The following is a 21,679-nucleotide window of genomic DNA, read 5'->3' as shown; positions in this document are numbered from 1 at the left end:
CAATCTGGACTATTCCGATTACTCAGCCAAGCCTGACGTGAGAATATAACACCAAGAGAGGCCGGGCTTGCATACCTTGGGCTCTTACAGGATCGCCAACCACTTCGGTTGGCGATTCACTTTCCTTCTTTCAGCATGTTGATCGCCGCACCGATCAGGATGCGCTGTTCAATATCGTGGCTTTCCGCCAGATGCTGCGCCAACTGCCTGGACAGGCTCTCCACCGACAATTCCTCGCCGTGATGACGCAACTGCATCACGCTGTCGCCAATCAATCGGGCAACCTCATCCCATACGGGTTTAATCTCCTGTTCCGAGAACTTCATCGCTAACCTCGGCTGGGTGATTTTTGCTCAATGTAGCAGTTGGCAACCGGCTGCGCTACCCGTCAGGCCATAGAGAAAATAAAACCGGAAGGATAAAAATCATCCCATCAGTGTTTCTTCTGGTTTTTATATTCAATACTGGCGTGGTCAAATCAACGAGGGGGCGCAACCATGAAACTGGTCGAACAATTAGCGGCTTATTATCAACTTAGCCGAGATGCTGAAGTGAAAAATCGCTGGTGCCGTTGGTGGCTACCGCAGGAGGAGGCCCGGATCGCCTATTTGCGTGAGCTGCTGGAGCCAGTGGCCAAAGTGCCTGCTGCCCGAGCGGGAGAGGCGGCTTACAAAACGCAGGATTAACCGAAGACGATAGCCGCCCAGCGCAATAGCAGCAGGGCCAGACAGATCAGCACCAGGATCACAAACATTTTCCAGTGTTTGGTACGCATACGCTTGGTTGGCAATTCGGGGTTCCTTATTTTCCTTTAGACACAGAGATACCAGCTCCCGAGACCGATAAGGGTGATGGCTATAAATGTGATGATTTTCAGTAAATCACTGAAGGTGTCATCGGGATCTTGCTCTGCCTGTTTCATTTACTGCCCAGGCAGGTTGGCTGCCATTGAGGACGTCTTGATCCACAGTATGAATGCTGCACTGCGATACGCACAGAACTTTAGCGTAAAGCCAGCTAAAAAGCAGGGACTGCGAGCCGGTGCGGCAACGTGATGGATGCAGACGTGAGGGAATACGGTGTAATATTGCCTGAGCACCTGTGACTCAATCAATAAAGGTAAAGCAATGGCCATTCCTGAAAAGTATGAAAATGTAGAACGTTGGGCGTTTGGTGATACCGAACAGCAGGCGGATGAGTTGGTGAAGCTGGTGCTGGATGGCGTCAAGACCGCCACCTGTTCCAATCTGGATGGCGAAGGTATTCCGCAGCCTGGCGATGTCTTTGTGGTGGTGGACGGTAAGAATGAACCGGTGTGCGCCATTGAGTTGACGACGGTGGATATGAGTACCTATGAGCAGGTGGATGCGGCTCATGCCCTGGCGGAAGGCGAAGGCGACCGCTCGCTGGATTACTGGCGCAAAGAGCACAAACGCTTCTTTGAAGAGTATGAACTGTTCTCACCGGACATGACGCTGGTGTTGATGCATTTCAAGGTTATCGAAAAGTTTTAAGTGATGTCGCAACCTGAAGTGCCCTATGTGTGCCAATGGGCAACGCCAGAGCTGGCTGCGGATCTGATCGCAGGGCGTGTCACGCTGGCGGAGGATGCCAATTGGGTGCAGAGTGGGGCGGCCAATCGGGCGGAATATGTTGAGTGGGCTAACCACGTGTGCGGTATGGCCTGCCTGAAGATGGTGCTGACGCACCGGGACGGCGCGGCACCGCCATTGCTGGAACTGGCACGCCAAAGCCTCCCTTATGGGGCTTATGTTCGTGACGGCGAGTGGATCAAGGGGCTGATTTATGCTCCCTTTGTGGTGTTTGTGCGTGAACAGTTTGCGCTAACGGCAGAGGTGCGAGTCGGTCTTGATGAACATCAGTTGCCGCTGCTACTGGAGCAACACCGCTATTTTATCGCTTCGGTGCACCCGAGTATCCGGCAACCAGCGGCACAACCGCCAGCGCGGGGTGGGCATCTGGTGCTGGTGTTCGCCGCAGATCGGCATAGCGTCACCTTTCATAATCCTTCCGGTGATAGCCTCGCCAGTCGCCAGAAGGTGACAATGTCACTGGCAGATTTCGGCCGTTTCTTTGCCGGGCGCGGTATCGCCATCGCATAAAACAACGTGCCGTGCCCAATGGGAACACGGCGCGTCCTTCCTCCTGAACCTCTTTACTCCAGCCGCATCACCCAGGCATCCGCATGTCGATCATAATGCTGTTTGTACAGCAGCGACTGCTGGCCATCCAGCATGGCCGGAATACTGGTATGCTCGTCCCAACCGTCCAGCTGCATGCACAGGTCGGGGTCTGATTTGCAGGGGATCGCCAGGGTGATTTTCCCTTCGGCGTGTTCGGATGCTGGCGTTAAATGTGCGTCATCAACCTCGAAGCTGCCTATTTTCACGACGGTTTTGCCCATTGGAACTCCTTGCTGAAACTGGTGGTATGAGGTGTGACCAGTTGCGACCACCCAATAAGCATAGACAAAAGGGCGAAAAAGTCACAAAAAAGTCGCCAACCGCCCGCTGGACGCTGCTTGTTGCACTAGAGCCAATCATTGATGCTTGCGTAATTGTTACGATAAATATTAACGATCCTCACTATCACACTCATTAACCATTTTAAAATCGAGGTATGTCGCGGTTTTCTGGAGTAAAGTTTGATAATAATTTGAAAAATAGTTTTTTATTCTTATTTTGCTGAAAGTAGATAAATTCCGCTTAAGCTAAATTTATTAATCTATATTTAACCAAGATAGCTTGTGTCATCAGGTTGTTACCGTCAGGGTTCCTTTGCATAAAAATAGAATCCGGCTTCAGCGTTATCTTTATCTTTGGCAGTTTTTGGCAGTGCGTGAGTCCACCAGAGAATTTCCATACGCAACCTGGTTGCATGAATACACATCGGTGTAAGTTGTTATTGGGAGTTATCATGGGCGAAAAAAAGAGTTTATTACTGGCTTTGCTGGCTGCTGCAAGCTTGGCGCTGGCTGCGGGTGTGCAGGCCGCGGGGACCTTGACAGGGCAAGTCGGTATTCAGTTGACGATCGGTAGCGGTTGTACCGTGGGTAACGGCGGCGCGACCGGTGGCGCTAACCAATGGGGGACCTTGAACTTTGGCAGTTACTCCGATCTGACCAGCGTAATCAACGGTACGGTGTTTGGTGCCAATGGTTCCAGCGCGGTCACCATCACTTGCAGCACTGGCCTTAGCCCGACGCTGTCGCTCAATGGCGGTCTGGCGGCAACGGGAGCGCTGCGTGCCATGAGTTCCGGCGGCGACACCATTCCTTATCGTCTCTATTCAGATAGTGCGCGTACCACGGAAATCGCCATTAATACGCCGGTTGCCTTGACGACGGGCACGACCGCACAAAACATCCCGATTTATGGCCGCGTATTACCTGGCGATCAGCTCAGCACCTCTCCGGCAGCAGGAACCTATAACGATACCGTTGTCGCCACGCTTTCCTGGTAAGGCTGTTATTGCGCCGGGGGCGATCTGCTCCTGGCCGGTTTTTTATACGGGAAGGAACGAGCATGGGGATCAAGGTGTTGCTGCTGTTGCCAGCGATCTTGTCGCAGTCTTTACTGTTCCACATTCCCTCAGGTCAGGCGGCGACGATCGGCATTGCGGCCACGTTGCAGCCCGCCTGTGAAGCGGGAACAACGACGTCTGGCAATACCAGCTTTGGCACGATGAATTTCGGTACTTTTGCCACTCTGAGCAATGTGATCAACGCGACCAGCGCTCAGTTGGCAGGCTCAATCCGTGTCAAATGTGTCAGTGGTCTGAGTTATAAAATCTTGCTGGATGGAGGCAGCAGCGGCGTGGTCACGAATCGCAAAATGGTGAATACCACCAACAGCTCGGCTAGCGTGCTGTACAACCTTTACACCAACCAACCCGGCGGTACGATTTGGGATAACATCACCGGGCTGAGTGACACAGGCAACGGAGCTGACCAATGGCACACCGTCTATGGCCGTGTTCCTGCGCAAACCACGCCGGCTGCCGGTGTTTATCTGGATACGGTGAATGTCACCGTGTCCTGGTAACGGGAGACATTGATGCGCTATGTCTCCTTGGTCCTGCTGCCGTTGATGATGTGCGGTGCGTTACGTGCCGCCACGCCAACCACCACGACCTTTACCGTGACGGCAACCCTGACCAGCGGCTGCGTTTTTGGTAGTTCGCTTTCCAGCCCCACTTCCAACCTCGGCACCATCAATTTCGGCACCATGACGACCCTTGCCAGTAATGTCGATACCGTGAGCACCGCCGGTGCCGGTTCGGTAGTGGTGACCTGTACACCGGGAGCGACGGTCAGCATTGCCATGGATTATGGTATCCACGGGGGCAATGCCAGCCGGCGTTTTATGCAAAACAGCGCCAATAGCGACACGCTAGGTTATCAGTTGTTCCGCGATGCCAACCGCAGTCAGGTCTGGGGCAATGGCGCATTGGTGATGTCTATCCCCAGTTTTCCCAGTACCACACAAACCTACCCGGTTTATGCCCGTTTATACGCCGTGACCACACTGCCTTCGGCAGGAACTTATACCGATACGGTCACCGTAACATTAACTTATTGAATCATCAGGATATGAGCCATGTCGATCTTGTTTGCCCGCATTATCAGAGCCGCATTACTGAGTTGCACAATCTGTGTTTCAATCACGGCACAAGCCGCCAGCTCGGTGCTGGTCTGGCCGGTATATCAAATCATTGAGTCCGATCAGAACGGCTCCGCCTTATGGCTGGAAAATCGAGGGGCTGAACCCGTTTCATTACAGGTGCGGGTGCTGGCGTGGAAACAGGAAAATTTTAACGAGCGCTATGCCGATCAGAATAATGTGGTCGCCAGCCCACCTTTTGCCACCGTACCGCCAGGGCAACGCCAACTGATCAGGCTGATCCGCAATACGCCAGTACCGGCCAATACCGAGCAGGCCTACCGCATCATCGTTGATGAAATCCCGTCGCCGATCAGTGGCGCAGCCGGGGGGCAAAGTAAAGCGGTGGTAGGGCTGCAATTACAGATGCGCTATCTGCTGCCGCTGTTTATGGATGGTGGCAGTTTGTGGACCAACGAACGTAGCGATATCAAACGTGATGCTGCTACAGCGACGCGCCCAGTGTTGCAATGGCACACGGTCAACGACGGCGGAAAAACCTATTTGCAGATCCGTAATAGCGGCATTGTGCATGCGCGACTGAGCAATGTGTTCTGGTCAGAGAAAGGCAACCAACAGCAGGGCGTGAAAACCATGATCGCGGGCTTTATGGGCTACGTCTTGCCTGGGCAGTCGATGCGCTGGCCGGTTCCTACCGGGGTTAGCCCTGGTGCGCAACTCAATGCGCAAATTGCCGATAACACCAAACCCATCGTCATTCCACGCGGCGAATAGCGTCAGGAAGTGCGCCGAATGCCGAACCGAACCATTACTCGTCCCGGTCATCAGTATCCGCTGTATTGCCGGGGCGGTCTGTGCCTGCTTTGTCTGAGTACCTTCAGCGTTCAGGCGCAGGAATACTCATCATTGCCCGATGCCCCGCGAGCGGCACCGGTGATCACCAATGCAATGTTCTACCTGACCCTGGTCGTCAATGGCCAGAGCGACGGCCAGGTGGTCCCCGTGACCTATCGGGAAAATGCGTATTACGTGGAGGCGGGTGTACTGGCGAAGAACCATGTACATACCAATGGTCAGCAAGGGTTGATCAAGGTCGAGGAGTTGCCTGGGGTGAAGGTGAAATATGATCCTGCCGCCCAGCAGTTGATATTTCAGGTACCGGATGCCTGGCTGCCAGAACAGGACGTCGGCGGCGGCGAGCTGATGAATTACACGGTGGCGCAAAGTAGCACCGGTCTGCTGCTAAACTACGATTCCTATTATACCGATCCCCACGATGGCTCCAGATCGGTTGCTACCTGGATGGAGCAACGCCTGTTCAGCAATGCGGGGATTATCAGTAATAGCGGGACTTATCGCTACAATATCGACACCGCATCGGGCGAGGGTGGCAGTAATGTACAAGACCGCTATCTGCGCTACGATACGTTCTGGCGCTACAGCGATGAACAAGATCTGATCAGCTATCAGGTTGGGGATTTTGTCAGCAACTCGCTAACCTGGAGCAATTCGGCCCGCATGGGAGGGGTACGCATTAGCCGTAACTTTTCCCTGCGCCCGGATCTGGTGACCTATCCACTGCTGCAATACAGCGGTACCGCAGCTGTCCCCAGCACCGTGGATTTATTTCTCAACGGCTTTAAGGCCAGCAGCAATAATCTGAACTCCGGACCGTTTACCCTCACCAATGTGCCTTACATCAACGGGGCCGGTGAAGCGACGATCGTCACCACCGATGCGGTCGGGCGCCAGGTATCCACCACGGTGCCGTTTTATGTTTCCAACACTTTGTTGCGTAAAAACCTGAGCGACTTTGATGTGTCACTCGGCGCGGTGCGTCAGGATTATGGCATCTCTAATGGTGACTATTCCGACGCGGCCTTCAGCGGAATTTACCGCTACGGGCTGAGTAATTATCTGACGCTTTCCGGGCACAGCGAGGCGACGCAAGGGCTGACACTCGGCGGGTTAGGGGCCGATATCGCAGTGGGAACCTGGGGGACGCTGAGCCTGTCCGGCAGCCAGAGCAAGGCTAATCATCCGCCGGTGGCGACCAGCGACGTGGTTAACGATCAGATTGTCCCGCCGCATACGCCTGGAATGCCCGATCCCAATCAGAATACAGATAATCCGCTGGGAGCTAACGTGACGGACAAAAAAGACGGTAGCCAATACACACTGGGCTACACCTATAATTCGACGCTATTTAGCTTTTCGGCGCAGCGGGCCTCGCGCACCGTGGGTTATCAGGATCTCACTTCTTACACCAGCAATACCCGCCTGAGCCGTCAATCCGATCAGGCCACCTTCAGCGCTTCGCCGTTTGGCTCAAACAATGGCACCTTGGGCTTGGGTTATTACGACGTGCAGGCTTATGACAACTCACATACCCGCCTGGTGAACTTCTCTTACAGCCGGGCCCTGTGGGGCCAGAGCAGCATGTTTGTCTCACTCAACAAAACGTTGGGGGATAACGGCTACAGTGCGCAACTGCAATTTATTGTTCCGCTGGGCGGTGATGTCAGCCTCAATGCGGGGTTGGCACGTAACAATAATGGACATTATCAGCAGCAGGTGGGGGCCAGCAAGGCCGCTCCCACAGATGGAGGCATGGGCTGGAACCTGGCTTACAGCGGTGGTGGCGATGCCTATCAACAGGCCGATGCAACCTGGAAAACCCGCTATGCCACGCTGCAGGGCGGCATCTTTGGCCCACAAGGGGAATATACTCATTGGGCGGACCTGAGCGGCTCAGTGGTGTTCATGGCCAACTCCTGGTTCCTGTCGGACAAAATTAACGACGCGTTTATTGTGGTGGATACCGATAATTACGCCGGGATTTCGGTGCTGTACGAGAATCAGAAGATGGGCACCACCGACAGCAACGGGCATCTGCTGATCCCGTCGATCAGTTCGTACTACCCGGCCAAGGTCGAGATCGATACGCTGCCGTTACCGGCGGACGTGGTGGCTAACCAGGTCAACAATCGCATTGCCGTTAAGCAAGGCAGCGGGATGGTGGTGAAATTCCCGGTACAAAAAGTCCTCTCGGCCAATATCACGCTATATGACAGCGCCCGGCAACCGCTGAAACTGGGCACCTTGGTCACGGAACAAACCACGCAGCAAACCGCCGTTGTTGGTTATGATGGACTGGTGTATTTCTCTCATTTACAACCTCATGCCCAGTTAAGTATTCAGCAGGAAGATCGCTCGGTATGCCGCGTGGACTTCGACCTGGATCCCAATTATCACAGCATTGAACAGGTCGGGCCGCTGGTCTGCCAAGGCAGTGCAGCGGAGGCAAAATCATGACCGGGTTATTACCATGGATACGAGCAGGATTGTCATTACTGCTGTTAGTGGGGGTTATGCCTTCAGGCTGGGCTGGCTGCACCGCCCCGGCAACCTCAGGTAACCTGGGCACGCAAAATTCCTTTGACGTCAGCAGTACCCCGTTAACCACCTCTGTCAGTAGCGGGCTGAAATGTACCGGCTCGCTGCTTAATATTGGCGGCACTAACACCATTACGGCCACTATCGGTACGACTTTACATCCAGTTGGCACCCAGCCGCGTTTATACAGTGCGGCAACCGGTCAGTATCTGCCATACAGTCTGTGCAAGGATGGTGGCTGTAGCACCCTCTATAATCAGGGCAGCGTCATTACCTGGACCAGTACTACTGCACTGGATTTACTCGGTCTGTTTACCGGGCCAAACAGCACGCTGCCGATTTTTATCCGGCCACAAATGAACTCGAATCTGGCTGCTGGCACTTATACTGATACCATTCCGATCGTCTGGAGCTGGAGCATCTGCTCGATTGCGCTTGGCCCCATTTGTATCGCAGACACTGGGAGTATAACGTCCGGTTCCAATATCAGTCTGTCGCTGGTTGTCACCAATTTTTGCTATATCGACAGTGCGCCAAATGTCGGGTTCGGCAGTGCGGCGTTGCCGTCTGGCCTCACTACGGTAGTTTCCAATACCATCAGCGTGCGTTGTACCCTTAACGCCAGCTATTCGGTCAACCTGACCAGCAGCGTCGCCAGTTCGGGGCAATATCGGCAAATGGCGTCTACGGTAAACGGCACCACCAGCTATATTCAGTATCAGCTGTTCAAGGGGGATAGCACCGTTTGGACCGCCGCCACCAATAGCAACGCGACGGGCGCTGGCACCTCGCAATCCTTCCCCTATACTGCTTCGGTTAACCTGTCGCAAAACAACCAGCCAGCGGGGAACTATAGTGACACTGTAACGGTTACCGTAGCCTATTAGACGTTATTGATGGAAATCCAGCACTCCGTCACGCACCAGTTCCCGAGGCAGACTGTTTTTAATCCGGCTGCCGATCAGTTTGGCCAGCCCTAACGGCTGATGTTGATAAGTGACGATACACTCATTGCTTTGCGGGGGTTGTGAAGGGTAGAGATCGCGGCCATGGAACCATTCCTGGGCCAGTGCCGCATCGAGTTCAAAAGTCTGTGGGGTGCCACTGGCAGCCAAGGCGATCACCGCCTCATGCTGCCAACGGAACCCTTTTGGGAAACGTTCCGCCAACTTAAGGCCAATGCGTGAAAAACGCACTTTGCTGACTAAAGGCTCCAGCGCTGCTGGGAACAGCCAGATTTCTTTATCCCGCGCCCATAATTTACTGGTTTCATCCCAGACCAGGCCCGAGGCTGCGGCAGCTTGCGCCACCAACGCGGATTCCTGGGCCGACAGTGGGGTGAAAGGGAACTTGCCTAGTTTATAACTCGGTTTGGCCAGGGCCGGAACGCTGTGATTTTTACGCAGCCGGGCGACAAAGAAGCCTTCACTGTCATAAATTTGTGGGAATACGTGCAGGAAGCCTTCTTGGGTAAGGGCAAGCTGTGCCTGTGGGAACAGATCCCCCAGCGGTTCAACGTTGACGGCGTCGCCATAGGTTGCCAAGAGTTGGTGTACCACCTGTTGATTTTCCTGTGCATTCAGCGTGCAGGTGGAGTAAACCATCACGCCGCCGGGCGCCAGGGCGTGGAAGGCGCTGTCGATCAGTTCCCACTGGGTTTGCGCAATGCTGGCTACGCTTTCTGGTGACCAGTTGCTCATGGCATCCGGGTCTTTGCGCACTACGCCTTCACCAGAGCAGGGCGCATCCAGCAGAATGGCGTCAAAACTTTCCGGCAAGGCGGCGCCAAATACCCGGCCGTCGAAATGGGTCAGCGCCGTATTTTTGATGCCGCAGCGGCTGATGTTGGCGTGTAACACCTTGACCCGGCTGGCCGAATATTCATTGGCGACAATGCCGCCCTGATTGCCCATCAACGCGGCGATCTGGGTGGTTTTGGAACCCGGCGCGGCGGCGACATCCAGCACCCGGCGTGGGGTTTCACGCCCGGCAAACAGGGCGCTCACCGGTAGCATGGAGCTGGCTTCCTGAATGTAGAACAGACCGCTAAGATGCTCCGCCGCGCTGCCCAGCCGCAATGCTTCGTCCTCGCGCTCGATCCAAAAGCCCTCGGGACACCAGGGGATGGGTTCCAGCCGCCAGTCGTAGTCTTTTACCAGCGCCAGAAAGTCCACAACGCTGATTTTCAGCGTGTTGACCCGCAGGCTACGCCGCAAAGGTTGTTGGCAAATAGCGATGAAATCATCCATGGATAAATGGTCAGGCATGATGGCGCGCGTCGCGTCGAGAAAAGCAGGAGGCAAAAAAGCAGGGGCAGGTTTAGCCACAGGGAACTCTCAGGGCGGAAAAAAATCGAAGGGGTTAGTTTACCATAAACTGCCTGCCTGAGAATACCGGCAAGTTTCGGTCAATGAGATGGATGGCAAAGCGGCAATGATAGGGATTATTTAGGCGGGCGCGTTGCGGTACCGTGAACTCGGCAGGGTTCAGAACATTGAACCCTGCCAATAGCTATCAGTTGTCCCTGGGGATGGCGGTGCCCCATTCGTGCCAATCTTTCGGCTCTTCCGCATTCAGCAGGAAGTGTTTGTTCGGCGTGGCTTTAGGGGCCAGTGGAATGCTAGGTGGAGTGGCAAAGGCAATACCGCCGCGAATAAACTGCTGGAAGGTGCCGCTTTTGATCACGCCGCCCGTCAGGCCAAACTGCAGGTTGTAGCCAGAGGCCAGCCAGAAGACGCTGTTGTTACGCACCAGATGCTGGAATTTCTTGCTAATGCGCAGTGAGACGTGCACGCGATCTGACATCGCCCCCAGATAGAAACCGGTCACGGTACCTACTTCAATGCCTCGGAACAGGATCGGTGTGCCAATTTGCAGCGAACCGGTCTCGGCGGCGTCCAGGATCACGCTCAGGCCATCCAGGTAGCGGGAGTCGGTAATGCTGGCTTCCTGTAGCTCAAAAGAGCGCCTTGAGCCGCCGTGGCCGGGTTCCACGTTGATATAGGGCTGTAACAAGGTATCCAGATTGTTTACCCCAGCGGCGGAAATCTCCGGTGAAACGATGGCGAAGCGGCTACCGAGACGGGCAAAAGTTTTCACATACTCTGGGTACAATACCGCTTTTGCCAGCACCTCGTTACGCTCCGGTGCCAGTTTCAGAGATTCAAGCTGGCCGATATCAATGCCCAGATAGCGTATTGGCATCCCAGGCGACAGTTTGCTGGCATCATAGGTGCGCAGCGTGATCTGGCTACCCACGGCGCGAGCGGCGGTTTCGGAGGCATATAGCACGCGTTTGGCCCCTTTATCCAGCGTAACGCCCTGCAGGTTATCAAAGCTGATGGCGCCTTTCAGCGCGCGGTTGAGTGGGGAAGCCTGCACCGTGAGGCCACTGCCGTTCAATTGCACCTTGGCACCGCCTTCTGCCCAGAAAATGCTTTCGCTGGTTAACAGCTTGCGGTATTCCGGGCTGATATAAACCTCAACGTCAAACTCGTCGGCCTTGGGTCGCACGTTGACAATCTCACCTACCTGGAACTTGCGGTATAACACCACTGAACCGGCTTGCACATCTGGCAGGCTGGTGGCGGTAAGCGTCAAGGTGGGGAGTGGGCTGTTGCCGACGATGCCCTCGGCGGCTTTTTCCGCGTTGCTGTACAGCGGATACTGTGCGTCCGGCGCGCCTTTACCCCCAGGGATCAGGCGTACGCCGCCGTCCAGCCACTCCTGGGCACTGGCACCCAACACCTGCACGCCGTCCAGACCGAATTTGACATCCATTCGGCTGTTGACCACGAATTTACTGTCTTTGTGCAGCAAACTGCGGTGCTGAGCTTCGATCGCTGCCGTAAAGGTCACACCGCTGTCGGTAAGGGTACGCGTCAGGATCTGGCCGATCTTGATACCGTGCACGATTAACGGCTGCCCGACATCAATGCCGTAGCTTTGCGGGGCATTCAGGGTGACTGTAAGCACGCCAGGCTGTTGCAGCAGCGTTTTACTGCTGTCCAACACGGTAAAGTGCTGTTGGGGTTCTCCTTCCCCCGGCACCAGCTCCAGGGTGTTGCCGGTTAACAGTTGGCTCAGCTTGGCATCGTTAAGGCTGATTTTTGGGCTGCGCATCTCAATGCGCGTACCGCTGCGCATCAGATCGACCACCGAGGGATCGATGGTAAGTTCGCCGGTCACCTTACTATCCTGTTGTAGTGCCAGGCGGGTCAGCGTACCGACCTGCAATCCTTGATACATCAGCGGCGTGTGCCCCTCGCTCAGGCTGTTGCCGTCGGGCAGATCCAGCGAGATGTTCACCCCACGCTGGCTACGGGCCAGATCCGGGTACAGCGCATAGTTTTGATCGGCCTTGGCCTGCTTGCCGTCGAGCGGGGAGTCAAAGGCTATCGCACCATTTACCAGCGCAGCCAGGCTTTCCATCTGCACGCTGGCACCGGACAGGCTGAAATCGCCTTTAAAACCGGAAACGTTCCAGAAGCGGGTGTTATCCTTCACCAGCTTGGCAAAGCGGCGTTCGATCAGTACGTCGATGATCACGCCTTTGTTACCCGGCGATATGGTGTAGTCATACACTTTGCCGACTGGGATCTTGCGATAATAGACCAGCGAACCGGTGTTCAGGGAACCGAGGTCGTCAGCTTGCAGGTGGATCATCAGCTCGCCCGTATTCAGGCGGTATTTCGGCTGCGTATCCAACGCGGTGAAGTGGGTTTGCGGCTTGCCCCGGCCCGGCATCATGCCGATGTAGTTACCACCGACCAGCGCATCCAGGCCGGAAACCCCAGCCAATGAGGCTTTGGGCGTCACCAGCCAAAATTGCGTGCCTTCCCGTAGTGAGTCTTCCAGATCGCTCTTGATGCTGGCTTCAACCACGATACTACGCAGATCCTTGCTCAGCGAAATGCTTTGCACGGTGCCCACGTCCACGCCCTGATAGCGTACCGGCGTGCGGCCAGCGACAATACCTGCCGCAGACTGGAAGTCTATGGTGACGCTATTGCCGCTCTCCTGGTAATTGGTATAGACCAGCCACCCGGCAATCAGCAGGGCAATAAACGGCAGTAACCAGAATGGTGAGATACGGCGCTTGTTTTTGACCCGTGCCTCAGTCGGCGTATTCGGCGTTTCCTGTTGCATGTGCATCCCAAATCAATCGGCTGTCCAGCCACTGTACGGCAAGGATAGTTAAAATAACCGCAGACCCAAAGTAAAAAGCTGCTGGTCCCATAGTAAAAGAAAACAGTTGGTCGCGATTGATCAGCGACATCATCAACGAGATCACGAACAGATCGAGCATCGACCAGCGACCAACCCAGGTGACCAGCCGTAGCAGCCGGATGCGGGTCTTGAGGCTGTGCGATGTTTTGAAATGAATGCTGAACAGCAGCACCAGCAGCACGATCACCTTGGTAAAGGGCACCAGGACGCTGGCGATAAATACGATGGCGGCGATCGGCATGTTGCCCGAGTTGGCCAGCGAAACGACGCCGCTGAAAATGGTATCTTCCATACGCGCGCCGTTGGCGTAAACCACCGAGATCGGCAGCAGGTTGGCGGGGATCAGCAGCACGATGGCGGCGATCAGCGCGGCCCAGGTTTTTTGCAGGCTGTAAGGTTGGCGATGGCTCATCGGCACATGACAGCGGGGGCAGCGGCCACGCTCATCCTGAAAACCGGTAAAATGGCAGGCCAGGCAGACATGCAACGCCTCTGGTTTGCCCTCTGGCTGTTCCTGCGGATAGTAGCGTTCCCACATCTGCTCCAGGTTCATGTGGATCAGCGTCAGCAGGCTGAGGAGGGTCAATGACAGATAGGCAATCAGGGCGCTGCCGGCTTGAATATCTGCATATTCCTTGACCTTGATTGCCGCAACCACCATGCCGATCAGGTAAATATCGAGCATGATCCATTCTTTCAGGCGTTCCAGCATCAGCAGTACTGGCCGCAGGTTCATGCCGAGCGCATGGCCAAACCACAGGTACAGCAATGACAGTGATAGCGTCAGCGGCGCGCCGATGGTGCAGAAGGCGACCATGCTGGCGGTAAACGGATCTCCCTGGCTGCTCATTTGCCAGATGCCTTCCAACAGGCTGGCGTTAATCCGCGTGCCAAGCAGGCGAATGCTGATCAACGGCTCGCTAAAGGCAAAGGGCATCAGCAACAGCATGGTGACGGCCATGGCGGTCAGGCGGGTCATTGACCAGTCGCGGCCATTTACCACCTTGGCGTTGCAGCGTGGGCAGTAGGCGGCCTGATGGCGGGTTAACGACGGCAACGTGAACAGCAAATCGCATTCACAACAGCGTTGGTGGCGAGCCTTGGAGAGTGGGCCGGTAATCGCGAGTATCTTCATCATGAGTGCTGTTTGGCGACCTGAGGTCTGCTTAGCGTAGCTGGAAAACCAACCTGTCAATGTCATCAACCGGTAAAAAGGGATTGGCATCGCAGGTTACAAATGATTTTTAGACGGCAAACATACCCTGTTGTACCGTGTTTTGTGAAGCAACAGATGATTAACCTTGTGGCTATACGCATTTAATGCTTATTTTATACGGGTTAAGTCTGGGCTATTTTGAGCATTTGAACGGTTAATCATGATTAAAGAAACATTCTACGCGGAATTAAAACGCGATTTGAGCGCATTGCTGGATGGGGAAGATAATTTTATTGCCGCGCTGTCTAACGCCAGTGCGCTACTCAATGAGCGTCTTGATGACGTAAACTGGGTCGGTTTTTATCTGATGGAAGGCCATCAACTGGTGCTAGGTCCGTTCCAGGGCAAGATTGCCTGCGTGCGGATCCCGTTGGGTAAGGGCGTGTGCGGTACGGCAGCGGCGCAGAACCAGGTGCAGCGCGTTGGCGATGTTCATGCATTTCCTGGACATATCGCCTGCGATGCCGCCAGCAACGCGGAAATTGTGTTGCCGTTAGACGTCAGTGGTCAGGTCATCGGTGTTCTGGATATCGACAGCACAGTTTATCAACGCTTCGATGAACAGGACGAAATCGGCCTGAAAGCAGTGGTGGCGGGGCTTTGCGCACGGTTGGCACAGAGCAATTTTGCAAAATATGTCACTGTAGCGGCAAGTTGATCTACGGTTAACGTGGCATTTAGCGATGGCGTCATTATAATGACGCCTGTTCATGCCTGCGGCTTGTTGGCAACCCGTTGTAATCAGGAAATTTCATGGAAAATCAACACAAGTTGAACTCAGTTAAAGAAGTCATTGCTTTTCTTGCCGAGCGTTTCCCGCTCTGCTTTAGCGCCGAAGGCGAAGCACGTCCGCTCAAAATCGGTATTTTTCAGGATCTGGTAGAACGTGTCCAAGGGGAAGAGAGCCTTAGCAAAACGCAGCTGCGTTCCGCCCTGCGCCTGTATACCTCAAGCTGGCGTTACCTGTACGGTGTCAAAGTTGGCGCCCAGCGTGTAGACCTGGACGGTAACCCGTGTGGTGAGCTGGAACAGCAGCATGTCGATCATGCTCGCCAGCAGCTTGAAGAAGCCAAAGCGCGCGTTCAGGCACAGCGTGCCGAACAGAATGCCAAAAAACGTGAAGCTGCTGGTGAGTCTGCCACTGCCGAGCCTCGTCGTCCGCGTCCTGCCGGCAAAAAGCCAGCCGTACGTCGTGAAGGCGGAGCCGCAGCAGAGAACCGCAAGCCGCGTCCACAACAAGCACGCCCACAGCAAGCTCGTGAACCTCGTGTAGCCAAAGAGGCCAGCCAGCCGCGCCATGTGCCAGTCACAGACATCTCAAAACTGCAAATTGGCCAGGAAATCAAAGTCAGAGCAGGTCAGAGCGCGATGGACGCAACCGTACTCGAAATCGCTAAAGATGGCGTACGTGTACAGCTCTCCTCCGGTCTGGCGATGATTGTGCGCGCAGAACACTTGCAGTTCTGATACGGAGGCCAACCTAGGCATGAACAAATTTGTCAGATTAACCGCAGTTGCGGCTTTGCTGTGGGCGAGTGTCAGTTACGGAGCGGATACCGCCAACATCCGCATCGATCAACTGCCCAAGCTTGAGCAGGAAGTGCAACATGCAACCGTGAGTGAGCGCGTAACCTCGCGCTTCACTCGCTCTCATTATCGCCAGTTTGCTCTGGATGCGGATTTTTCAGGCAAGATCTTCGATCGCTACCTGAATATGCTGGACTACAGCCACAACGTGCTGCTGGCCTCCGATGTCGCGCAATTTTCCGACAAACGCAGCACGCTGGGTGAAGAGCTGAAATCCGGCAAACTGGTTACGCCTTATGCGCTGTTCAATCTGGCGCAAAAGCGCCGCTTTGAGCGCTATCAGTATGCGCTGTCGCTGCTCGACAAGCCGATGAATTTCACCGGTAACGACACCATTGACGTAGACCGCAGCAAAGCTCCGTGGCCGAAAGACAAGGCCGAGCTGGACCGCCTGTGGGATGCCAAGGTCAAATTCGATCAGCTGAACCTGAAGCTGACCGGCAAGACGGATAAAGAGATCCGTGACACGCTGACCAAGCGTTATCAGTTTGCGATCAAACGTCTGACGCAAAGCAACAGCGAAGACGTGTTCTCGCTGATCATGACCGCGTTTGCCCACGAGATCGATCCGCATACCAACTACCTGTCGCCACGCAATACTGAACAGTTCAATACCGAGATGAGCCTCTCTCTGGAAGGGATTGGGGCTGTTCTGCAGATGGATGACGACTACACCGTGATCAACTCTATGGTGGCAGGCGGCCCGGCAGCCAAAAGCAAGGCGATCGCCGTGGGCGACCGTATCGTCGGTGTTGGCCAGGCAGGCAAACCGATGGTGGACGTGATCGGCTGGCGTCTTGACGATGTGGTTTCCCTGATCAAAGGGCCGAAGGGTAGCAAGGTTCGCCTGGAGATCCTGCCAGCTGGTAAAGGCTCCAAAACCCGCGTGGTCACGCTGACCCGTGAGCGTATCCGCCTGGAAGATCGCGCCGTTAAAATGACCATCAAGACCGTCGGCAACCAGAAGGTTGCGGTGATGGACATCCCTGGTTTCTACGTTGGCCTGACCGATGACGTGAAGGTCCAGCTGCAAAAGATGGCCAAGCAGAACGTCGACAGTCTGATTATCGATTTGCGTACCAACGGCGGCGGGGCATTGACCGAGGCGGTATCGCTTTCCGGTCTGTTTATCCCGAGTGGCCCAGTGGTGCAGGTGCGTGATAACAACGGCAAGATCCGCGAAGATGCGGATAACGACGGCGTTGTCTACTACAAGGGCCCGTTGGTGGTGCTGGTTGACCGCTTCAGTGCCTCCGCTTCCGAGATCTTTGCTGCGGCAATGCAGGACTATGGCCGTGCGCTGATCGTGGGCGAGCCTACCTTTGGTAAAGGCACGGTGCAGCAGTACCGTTCACTGAACCGGATTTACGATCAGATGCTGCGTCCTGAATGGCCTGCACTGGGTTCTGTCCAGTACACCATCCAGAAGTTTTACCGCGTTGACGGTGGCAGCACCCAGCGTAAAGGCGTCACGCCAGATATTCTGATGCCAACGGGTATCGATCCGGCGGAAACCGGCGAGAGCTTCGAAGATAACGCCATGCCGTGGGATAGCGTAAACGCGGCGGTCTACACCAAAACCGGTGATTTGAAACCGTTTGGACCGCAACTGTTGAAAGACCACGCGCAGCGTATCGCCAAGGATCCGGAGTTCCAATACATCGCGCAGGACATTGCCCATTACAAGGCGTTGAAAGACAAACGCAACATCGTTTCTCTTAATCTGGCCACCCGTGAGAAAGAGAGTCATGACGATGATGCAACGCGCCTGAGCCGTATTAATGAGCGTCTGGAGCGTGCGGGTAAAAAACCGCTGAAGTCCCTGGAAGCCTTGCCAAAGGACTACAAGGAGCCGGATCCGTATCTGGATGAAACGGTCAAGATTGCTCTGGATCTGGCCAATAGCGAAAAGCAGCAACCATCGCAACAGACGGTTGCCGCCAAGTAAGTTATTTGCGGATTTAACGTTATTGAGAGCGCACCTTCGGGTGCGCTTTTTTTTCGTCATATCCGTACTAAAATTTCTGTTGTGGTTTCTCCCCTTGGTACAGAGATCGTTTACACTTTGTAAAAGCCTTGTTTCGTCGTGACTTTGTAAAGTTACGTATTTTTAGTGGGTTAATGGCCTGCCAATCTTGAAATTGTGACCGATGCCCATAAGATCTGGCTATCAGAGGTCGCGTTTTGTTAACAATAACGAGGAAGTAAACATTCTATGATGCGTATAGCTTTGTTCCTGCTCACCAACCTGGCGGTGATGTTGGTTTTCGGGCTGGTGCTTAGCCTGACAGGGATCCAATCCAGTAGCGTTCAGGGCCTGATGATCATGGCCGGTCTGTTTGGTTTTGGCGGTGCGTTTGTTTCACTGCTGATGTCCAAATGGATGGCGCTGCGCTCCGTCGGTGGGGAAGTGATTGAACAACCGCGTAACGAAACCGAACGTTGGCTGTTGGACACGGTGCGTCGCCAATCGCAGCAGGCGGGTATCGCCATGCCGCAGGTGGCTATCTACCAGGCGCCGGACATCAACGCCTTTGCGACCGGCGCACGCCGCGATGCATCGCTGGTAGCGGTCAGTACCGGCCTGCTGCAAAGCATGAGCCGTGATGAGGCGGAAGCGGTGATCGCCCACGAAATCAGCCACGTTGCCAACGGCGACATGGTGACCATGACGCTGATCCAGGGGGTGGTGAACACCTTCGTGATCTTCGTGTCGCGCCTGATTGCCCAGGTGGCCGCCGGTTTCCTCGGTAACCGAGATGGAGAAGGTGAAGGCAATGGCAACCCGATGATCTACTTCGGCGTGTCGATGGTGTTGGAGCTGGTATTTGGTATTCTGGCCAGCATTATCACCATGTGGTTCTCACGTCACCGTGAATTCCACGCCGATGCGGGTTCAGCCAAACTGGTCGGCCGCGAGAAGATGATTGCTGCGCTGCAACGTTTGAAAACCAGCTATGAACCGCAGGAGGCTGGCACCCTGATGGCTTTCTGCATTAACGGCAAATCCAAATCGTTCAGTGAGCTGTTTATGTCGCACCCGCCGTTGGACAAGCGTATCGAAGCGCTGCGTTCCGGCCAGTATCTGAAATAACCCCGCATCAAACAAAAACCCCGGCTCGCCGGGGTTTTTGCTATTCAAACGGGCATCGCATGCAGCGCCCGATAACCCGCATACCTTGTCCGATAAACTATTTACCGGGTTCAGCGAGGTTGGCGCGGGGCTGAGTAATACGCAGGCAGCTCACCACCGCGGCAACACTGGCGAAGGTGCCTGCCAATACCAACGAAGCATGTGTGCCGCCGGTGGGGAACAGGTTGAACATCAAGGCCACCAGCGCCGCGCCAGAGGTTTGCCCCAATAAGCGAGCAGTACCAAGCATGCCACTGGCTCCGCCGCTGCGGTGGCGTGGGGCAGCAGAAATAATGGTGTGGTTGTTGGGCGACTGGAATAACCCAAAGCCCGCACCGCACAGCACCATGCGCCAGATGATATCCAGATCGGTCGGGTTATATGGCAATAGTGCCAGCAGGAACAAGCCGAGCGCGAAGGTCGCCAAACCAATCCCTCCCAGTAACCCCGCGTGAACACGCTCCACCAGGCGGCCTGCAATCGGCGCCATCACGATAATGGCCAACGGCCAGGGAGTTAACAGCAAACCCGTTGCCACCTCGTCACGGCCCAAAGAGGCTTGTAGGAAGAAGGGTAACGACACCATCGCTAGCATCTGGGCGGTAAAAGAACAGATTGAAGTGCCCATCGACAGCGCAAAAATAGGGATACGCAGCAGATCGACCGGCAGCAAAGGGGATGTCTGCCGCAGTTGACGGCGCACAAAGAAGTAACCTATCACCAGCAACGCCGTGATTTCAGCTGTAATCAGCAGCAGGCTTTGCCCTTGGGCAAAACCGCTGATGGCGGTGATCAGCAGGCCAAACGTCAGGGCATTCATCACCGCACTGGTAGGATCAAAGCGCTGATTACTGCTTTTCTGACTGTTAGCCGGCAGGTATCTCATTCCCAGGATCAGTGCAACGATGCCGATCGGCAGGTTGATGGCAAATAACCACTGCCAGGAGGCCACGGATAAAATGGTGGCGGCGACCGTAGGCCCGGCGGCGGAAGAGAAGGCTACGATCAGCGAGTTTATCCCGATGCCACGGCCGAGAAAGCGTTGCGGATAGATGATGCGGATCAGGGCGGTATTGACGCTCATAATCGCCGCGGCACCGAACCCTTGCAGTACGCGGGCGATCGTCAAGGTTAATAGCGAATCGGACAGCGCGCAGAATAGCGAGGTTATGCTGAATACCAACAGACCAGCCTGATAGATACGGCGATAGCCAATCAGATCGCCCAATGATGCCAGAGAAAGCAACGAGATGGTGATCGCCAACTGATAGGCATTGACCACCCAGATCGAGCTGGCCGGGCTGGCGTTAAGATCGCGGGCGATGGTTGGCAGGGCAACGTTGGCGATCGCCCCGTCGAGCACTGAAACCGTAATGCCCAGCGCAATGGCCAGGATCGCCCCGTAGCGTTGCGGAACGGGTAAGCCGTCGGAATTAGCAAGCGTTGTCATGGAGGTAGTTATTAAACAGGGGGAATATTACAATGCTAATCATATTTCCCGCCGAATGCACCCGGCGTTTCTGTACTAAATGTAAAAGCAGTGGGATATCTGCCGCTAATCCCGTCATTTATGGCGAATATTGTACAACCTCCATTGCGTGGGGTGAAATGTTCCGATTATACTGAAACTCCTGTTCAAATTTCCTAAAACAAAAATAGTTAAGTTAAGGTATTAACCATGGCTAATGCAGATCTAGACAAACAACCGGATTCCGTTTCATCAGTGCTGAAAGTGTTTGGCATCCTGCAGGCACTGGGTGATGAGCGTGAGATCGGTATTACCGAGCTTTCTCAGCGGGTAATGATGTCCAAAAGTACCGTTTACCGTTTCCTGCAAACCATGAAGTCGCTGGGTTATGTCTCACAGGAAGGAGAGTCGGAGAAATATTCGCTGACCCTCAAGCTGTTTGAACTGGGTGCCAAATCGCTGCAAAACGTCGATTTGATCCGCAGCGCGGACATCCAGATGCGTGAGCTGTCCAACCAGACGCGTGAGACTATCCACCTGGGTGCGCTGGATGAAGATAGCATCGTCTATATTCACAAAATCGACTCCATGTATAACCTGCGTATGTATTCACGCATTGGTCGCCGCAACCCGCTGCACAGCACCGCGATTGGTAAAGTCCTGCTAGCCTGGCGCGATCGCGGTGAAGTGGCAGAGATCCTATCCCACGTCGAGTTTACCCGCAGCACTCCGCATACCATCGCCAGCGCCGCAGAATTACTGCCGCTGTTGGATAAGGTACGCGAGCAGGGGTTTGGCGAAGATATCGAAGAACAGGAAGAAGGCCTGCGCTGCATCGCGGTGCCAGTGTTTGACCGTTTCGGCGTGGTGATCGCCGGCTTGAGCATCTCCTTCCCGACCATCCGCTTCTCCGAAGAAGGTAAAGAGGGCTACGTGGCGCAGTTGCACACCGCCGCTCGTCTGATTTCAGCGCAAATGGGCTATCACGACTATCCGTTTTGACGGTG

General features: G+C 54.9%; 21 protein-coding genes. 14 read left to right on the top strand and 7 right to left on the bottom strand.

Annotation, left to right across the window (positions count from 1 at the left end):
* Positions 1-116: 116 nt before the first annotated feature.
* On the bottom strand, positions 117-326 hold the full coding sequence (locus ABIE29_RS10435) for a hypothetical protein (protein ID WP_429618522.1): 210 nt from the start codon (positions 324-326) through the stop codon (positions 117-119).
* Between the two features lie 171 nt (positions 327-497).
* On the opposite strand from ABIE29_RS10435, the gene ABIE29_RS10430 reads away from it, so the two are divergent.
* The gene (locus tag ABIE29_RS10430; RefSeq protein ID WP_429618521.1) at positions 498-686 is read left to right on the top strand and encodes a hypothetical protein; all 189 of its coding nucleotides are present in this window, start codon (positions 498-500) and stop codon (positions 684-686) included.
* Here the strand turns inward: ABIE29_RS10430 and yniD are convergent.
* Entirely contained in the window at positions 683-790 is a 108-nt protein-coding gene (gene yniD, locus ABIE29_RS10425; RefSeq protein ID WP_223499378.1) for a small membrane protein YniD, read from the bottom strand. The two genes, ABIE29_RS10430 and yniD, sit on opposite strands and share 4 nt — an antisense overlap.
* A 337-nt stretch (positions 791-1,127) precedes the next feature.
* On the opposite strand from yniD, the gene ABIE29_RS10420 reads away from it, so the two are divergent.
* Positions 1,128-1,514: an ASCH domain-containing protein gene (locus ABIE29_RS10420; RefSeq protein WP_021178228.1), complete on the top strand. Its 387-nt coding sequence runs from the start codon at positions 1,128-1,130 to the stop codon at positions 1,512-1,514.
* Positions 1,515-1,517: 3 nt separating this feature from the next.
* Positions 1,518-2,123 (top strand): hypothetical protein, encoded by a 606-nt coding sequence (locus ABIE29_RS10415; protein ID WP_429618518.1) that lies wholly within the window; start codon positions 1,518-1,520, stop codon positions 2,121-2,123.
* A gap of 53 nt (positions 2,124-2,176) precedes the next feature.
* Here the strand turns inward: ABIE29_RS10415 and ABIE29_RS10410 are convergent, their stop codons facing one another.
* Positions 2,177-2,425, bottom strand: a complete 249-nt coding sequence (locus tag ABIE29_RS10410) for a DUF1480 family protein (RefSeq protein WP_248945691.1) — start codon at positions 2,423-2,425, stop codon at positions 2,177-2,179.
* Between the two features lie 512 nt (positions 2,426-2,937).
* Between ABIE29_RS10410 and ABIE29_RS10405 the strand changes: the two genes are divergently transcribed.
* From ABIE29_RS10405 to ABIE29_RS10380, 6 genes are all read left to right on the top strand, one after another.
* Entirely contained in the window at positions 2,938-3,483 is a 546-nt protein-coding gene (locus ABIE29_RS10405) for a Csu type fimbrial protein (protein ID WP_429618517.1), read from the top strand.
* A 62-nt stretch (positions 3,484-3,545) separates the two neighbouring features.
* A complete protein-coding gene (locus ABIE29_RS10400; RefSeq protein WP_429618515.1) occupies positions 3,546-4,064 on the top strand; it encodes a Csu type fimbrial protein in 519 nt (172 codons plus the stop codon).
* Between the two features lie 12 nt (positions 4,065-4,076).
* Positions 4,077-4,601: a Csu type fimbrial protein gene (locus tag ABIE29_RS10395; RefSeq protein WP_429618514.1), complete on the top strand. Its 525-nt coding sequence runs from the start codon at positions 4,077-4,079 to the stop codon at positions 4,599-4,601.
* An 18-nt stretch (positions 4,602-4,619) separates the two neighbouring features.
* Positions 4,620-5,417 carry a fimbrial biogenesis chaperone gene (locus tag ABIE29_RS10390; RefSeq protein WP_429618512.1) on the top strand — a complete coding sequence of 266 codons (798 nt, stop codon included), beginning with the start codon at positions 4,620-4,622 and terminating at the stop codon, positions 5,415-5,417.
* A gap of 18 nt (positions 5,418-5,435) precedes the next feature.
* Positions 5,436-7,958, top strand: coding sequence for a fimbria/pilus outer membrane usher protein (locus ABIE29_RS10385; RefSeq protein WP_429618510.1), 2,523 nt, complete (start codon positions 5,436-5,438; stop codon positions 7,956-7,958).
* Positions 7,955-8,926, top strand: a complete 972-nt coding sequence (locus ABIE29_RS10380) for a Csu type fimbrial protein (protein ID WP_429618508.1) — start codon at positions 7,955-7,957, stop codon at positions 8,924-8,926. Before ABIE29_RS10385 ends, ABIE29_RS10380 begins: the two co-directional genes overlap by 4 nt.
* A gap of 3 nt (positions 8,927-8,929) precedes the next feature.
* Here ABIE29_RS10380 and rsmF read toward each other — a convergent pair whose 3' ends face one another.
* The 3 genes from rsmF to yebS all read right to left on the bottom strand — a co-directional run bounded on the left by rsmF (position 8,930) and on the right by yebS (position 14,403).
* Positions 8,930-10,366 (bottom strand): 16S rRNA (cytosine(1407)-C(5))-methyltransferase RsmF, encoded by a 1,437-nt coding sequence (rsmF, locus tag ABIE29_RS10375; RefSeq protein ID WP_429618507.1) that lies wholly within the window; start codon positions 10,364-10,366, stop codon positions 8,930-8,932.
* A gap of 187 nt (positions 10,367-10,553) precedes the next feature.
* Positions 10,554-13,187, bottom strand: a complete 2,634-nt coding sequence (locus tag ABIE29_RS10370) for an MlaD family protein (protein ID WP_429618506.1) — start codon at positions 13,185-13,187, stop codon at positions 10,554-10,556.
* A complete protein-coding gene (yebS, locus tag ABIE29_RS10365) occupies positions 13,156-14,403 on the bottom strand; it encodes a membrane integrity lipid transport subunit YebS (protein ID WP_429618609.1) in 1,248 nt (415 codons plus the stop codon). The genes ABIE29_RS10370 and yebS overlap by 32 nt, the downstream gene beginning before the upstream one ends.
* 241 nt (positions 14,404-14,644) lie before the next feature.
* Between yebS and ABIE29_RS10360 the strand changes: the two genes are divergently transcribed.
* From ABIE29_RS10360 to htpX, 4 genes are all read left to right on the top strand, one after another.
* The gene (locus ABIE29_RS10360) at positions 14,645-15,142 is read left to right on the top strand and encodes a GAF domain-containing protein (protein ID WP_429618504.1); all 498 of its coding nucleotides are present in this window, start codon (positions 14,645-14,647) and stop codon (positions 15,140-15,142) included.
* Positions 15,143-15,237: 95 nt separating this feature from the next.
* Positions 15,238-15,951, top strand: a complete 714-nt coding sequence (gene proQ / locus ABIE29_RS10355; protein WP_429618502.1) for an RNA chaperone ProQ — start codon at positions 15,238-15,240, stop codon at positions 15,949-15,951.
* 19 nt (positions 15,952-15,970) lie between these two features.
* A complete protein-coding gene (gene prc / locus ABIE29_RS10350) occupies positions 15,971-18,019 on the top strand; it encodes a carboxy terminal-processing peptidase (RefSeq protein ID WP_429618500.1) in 2,049 nt (682 codons plus the stop codon).
* Positions 18,020-18,286: 267 nt separating this feature from the next.
* Positions 18,287-19,165 carry a protease HtpX gene (htpX, locus tag ABIE29_RS10345; RefSeq protein WP_021178212.1) on the top strand — a complete coding sequence of 293 codons (879 nt, stop codon included), beginning with the start codon at positions 18,287-18,289 and terminating at the stop codon, positions 19,163-19,165.
* A 97-nt stretch (positions 19,166-19,262) separates the two neighbouring features.
* Here htpX and ABIE29_RS10340 read toward each other — a convergent pair whose 3' ends face one another.
* A complete protein-coding gene (locus tag ABIE29_RS10340) occupies positions 19,263-20,654 on the bottom strand; it encodes an MFS transporter (protein WP_429618498.1) in 1,392 nt (463 codons plus the stop codon).
* Between the two features lie 228 nt (positions 20,655-20,882).
* Here ABIE29_RS10340 and kdgR point away from each other — a divergent pair, with 228 nt between their 5' ends.
* Positions 20,883-21,674: a DNA-binding transcriptional regulator KdgR gene (gene kdgR / locus ABIE29_RS10335; RefSeq protein ID WP_429618496.1), complete on the top strand. Its 792-nt coding sequence runs from the start codon at positions 20,883-20,885 to the stop codon at positions 21,672-21,674.
* Positions 21,675-21,679 lie beyond the last annotated feature (5 nt).

The sequence above is a fragment of the Serratia sp. 2723 genome (genome assembly GCF_050434425.1).
Lineage (GTDB): Bacteria > Pseudomonadota > Gammaproteobacteria > Enterobacterales > Enterobacteriaceae > Chania.
Note: the sequence above shows the minus strand (reverse complement) of the source record. Positions and strands in the feature narration are given on the sequence as shown.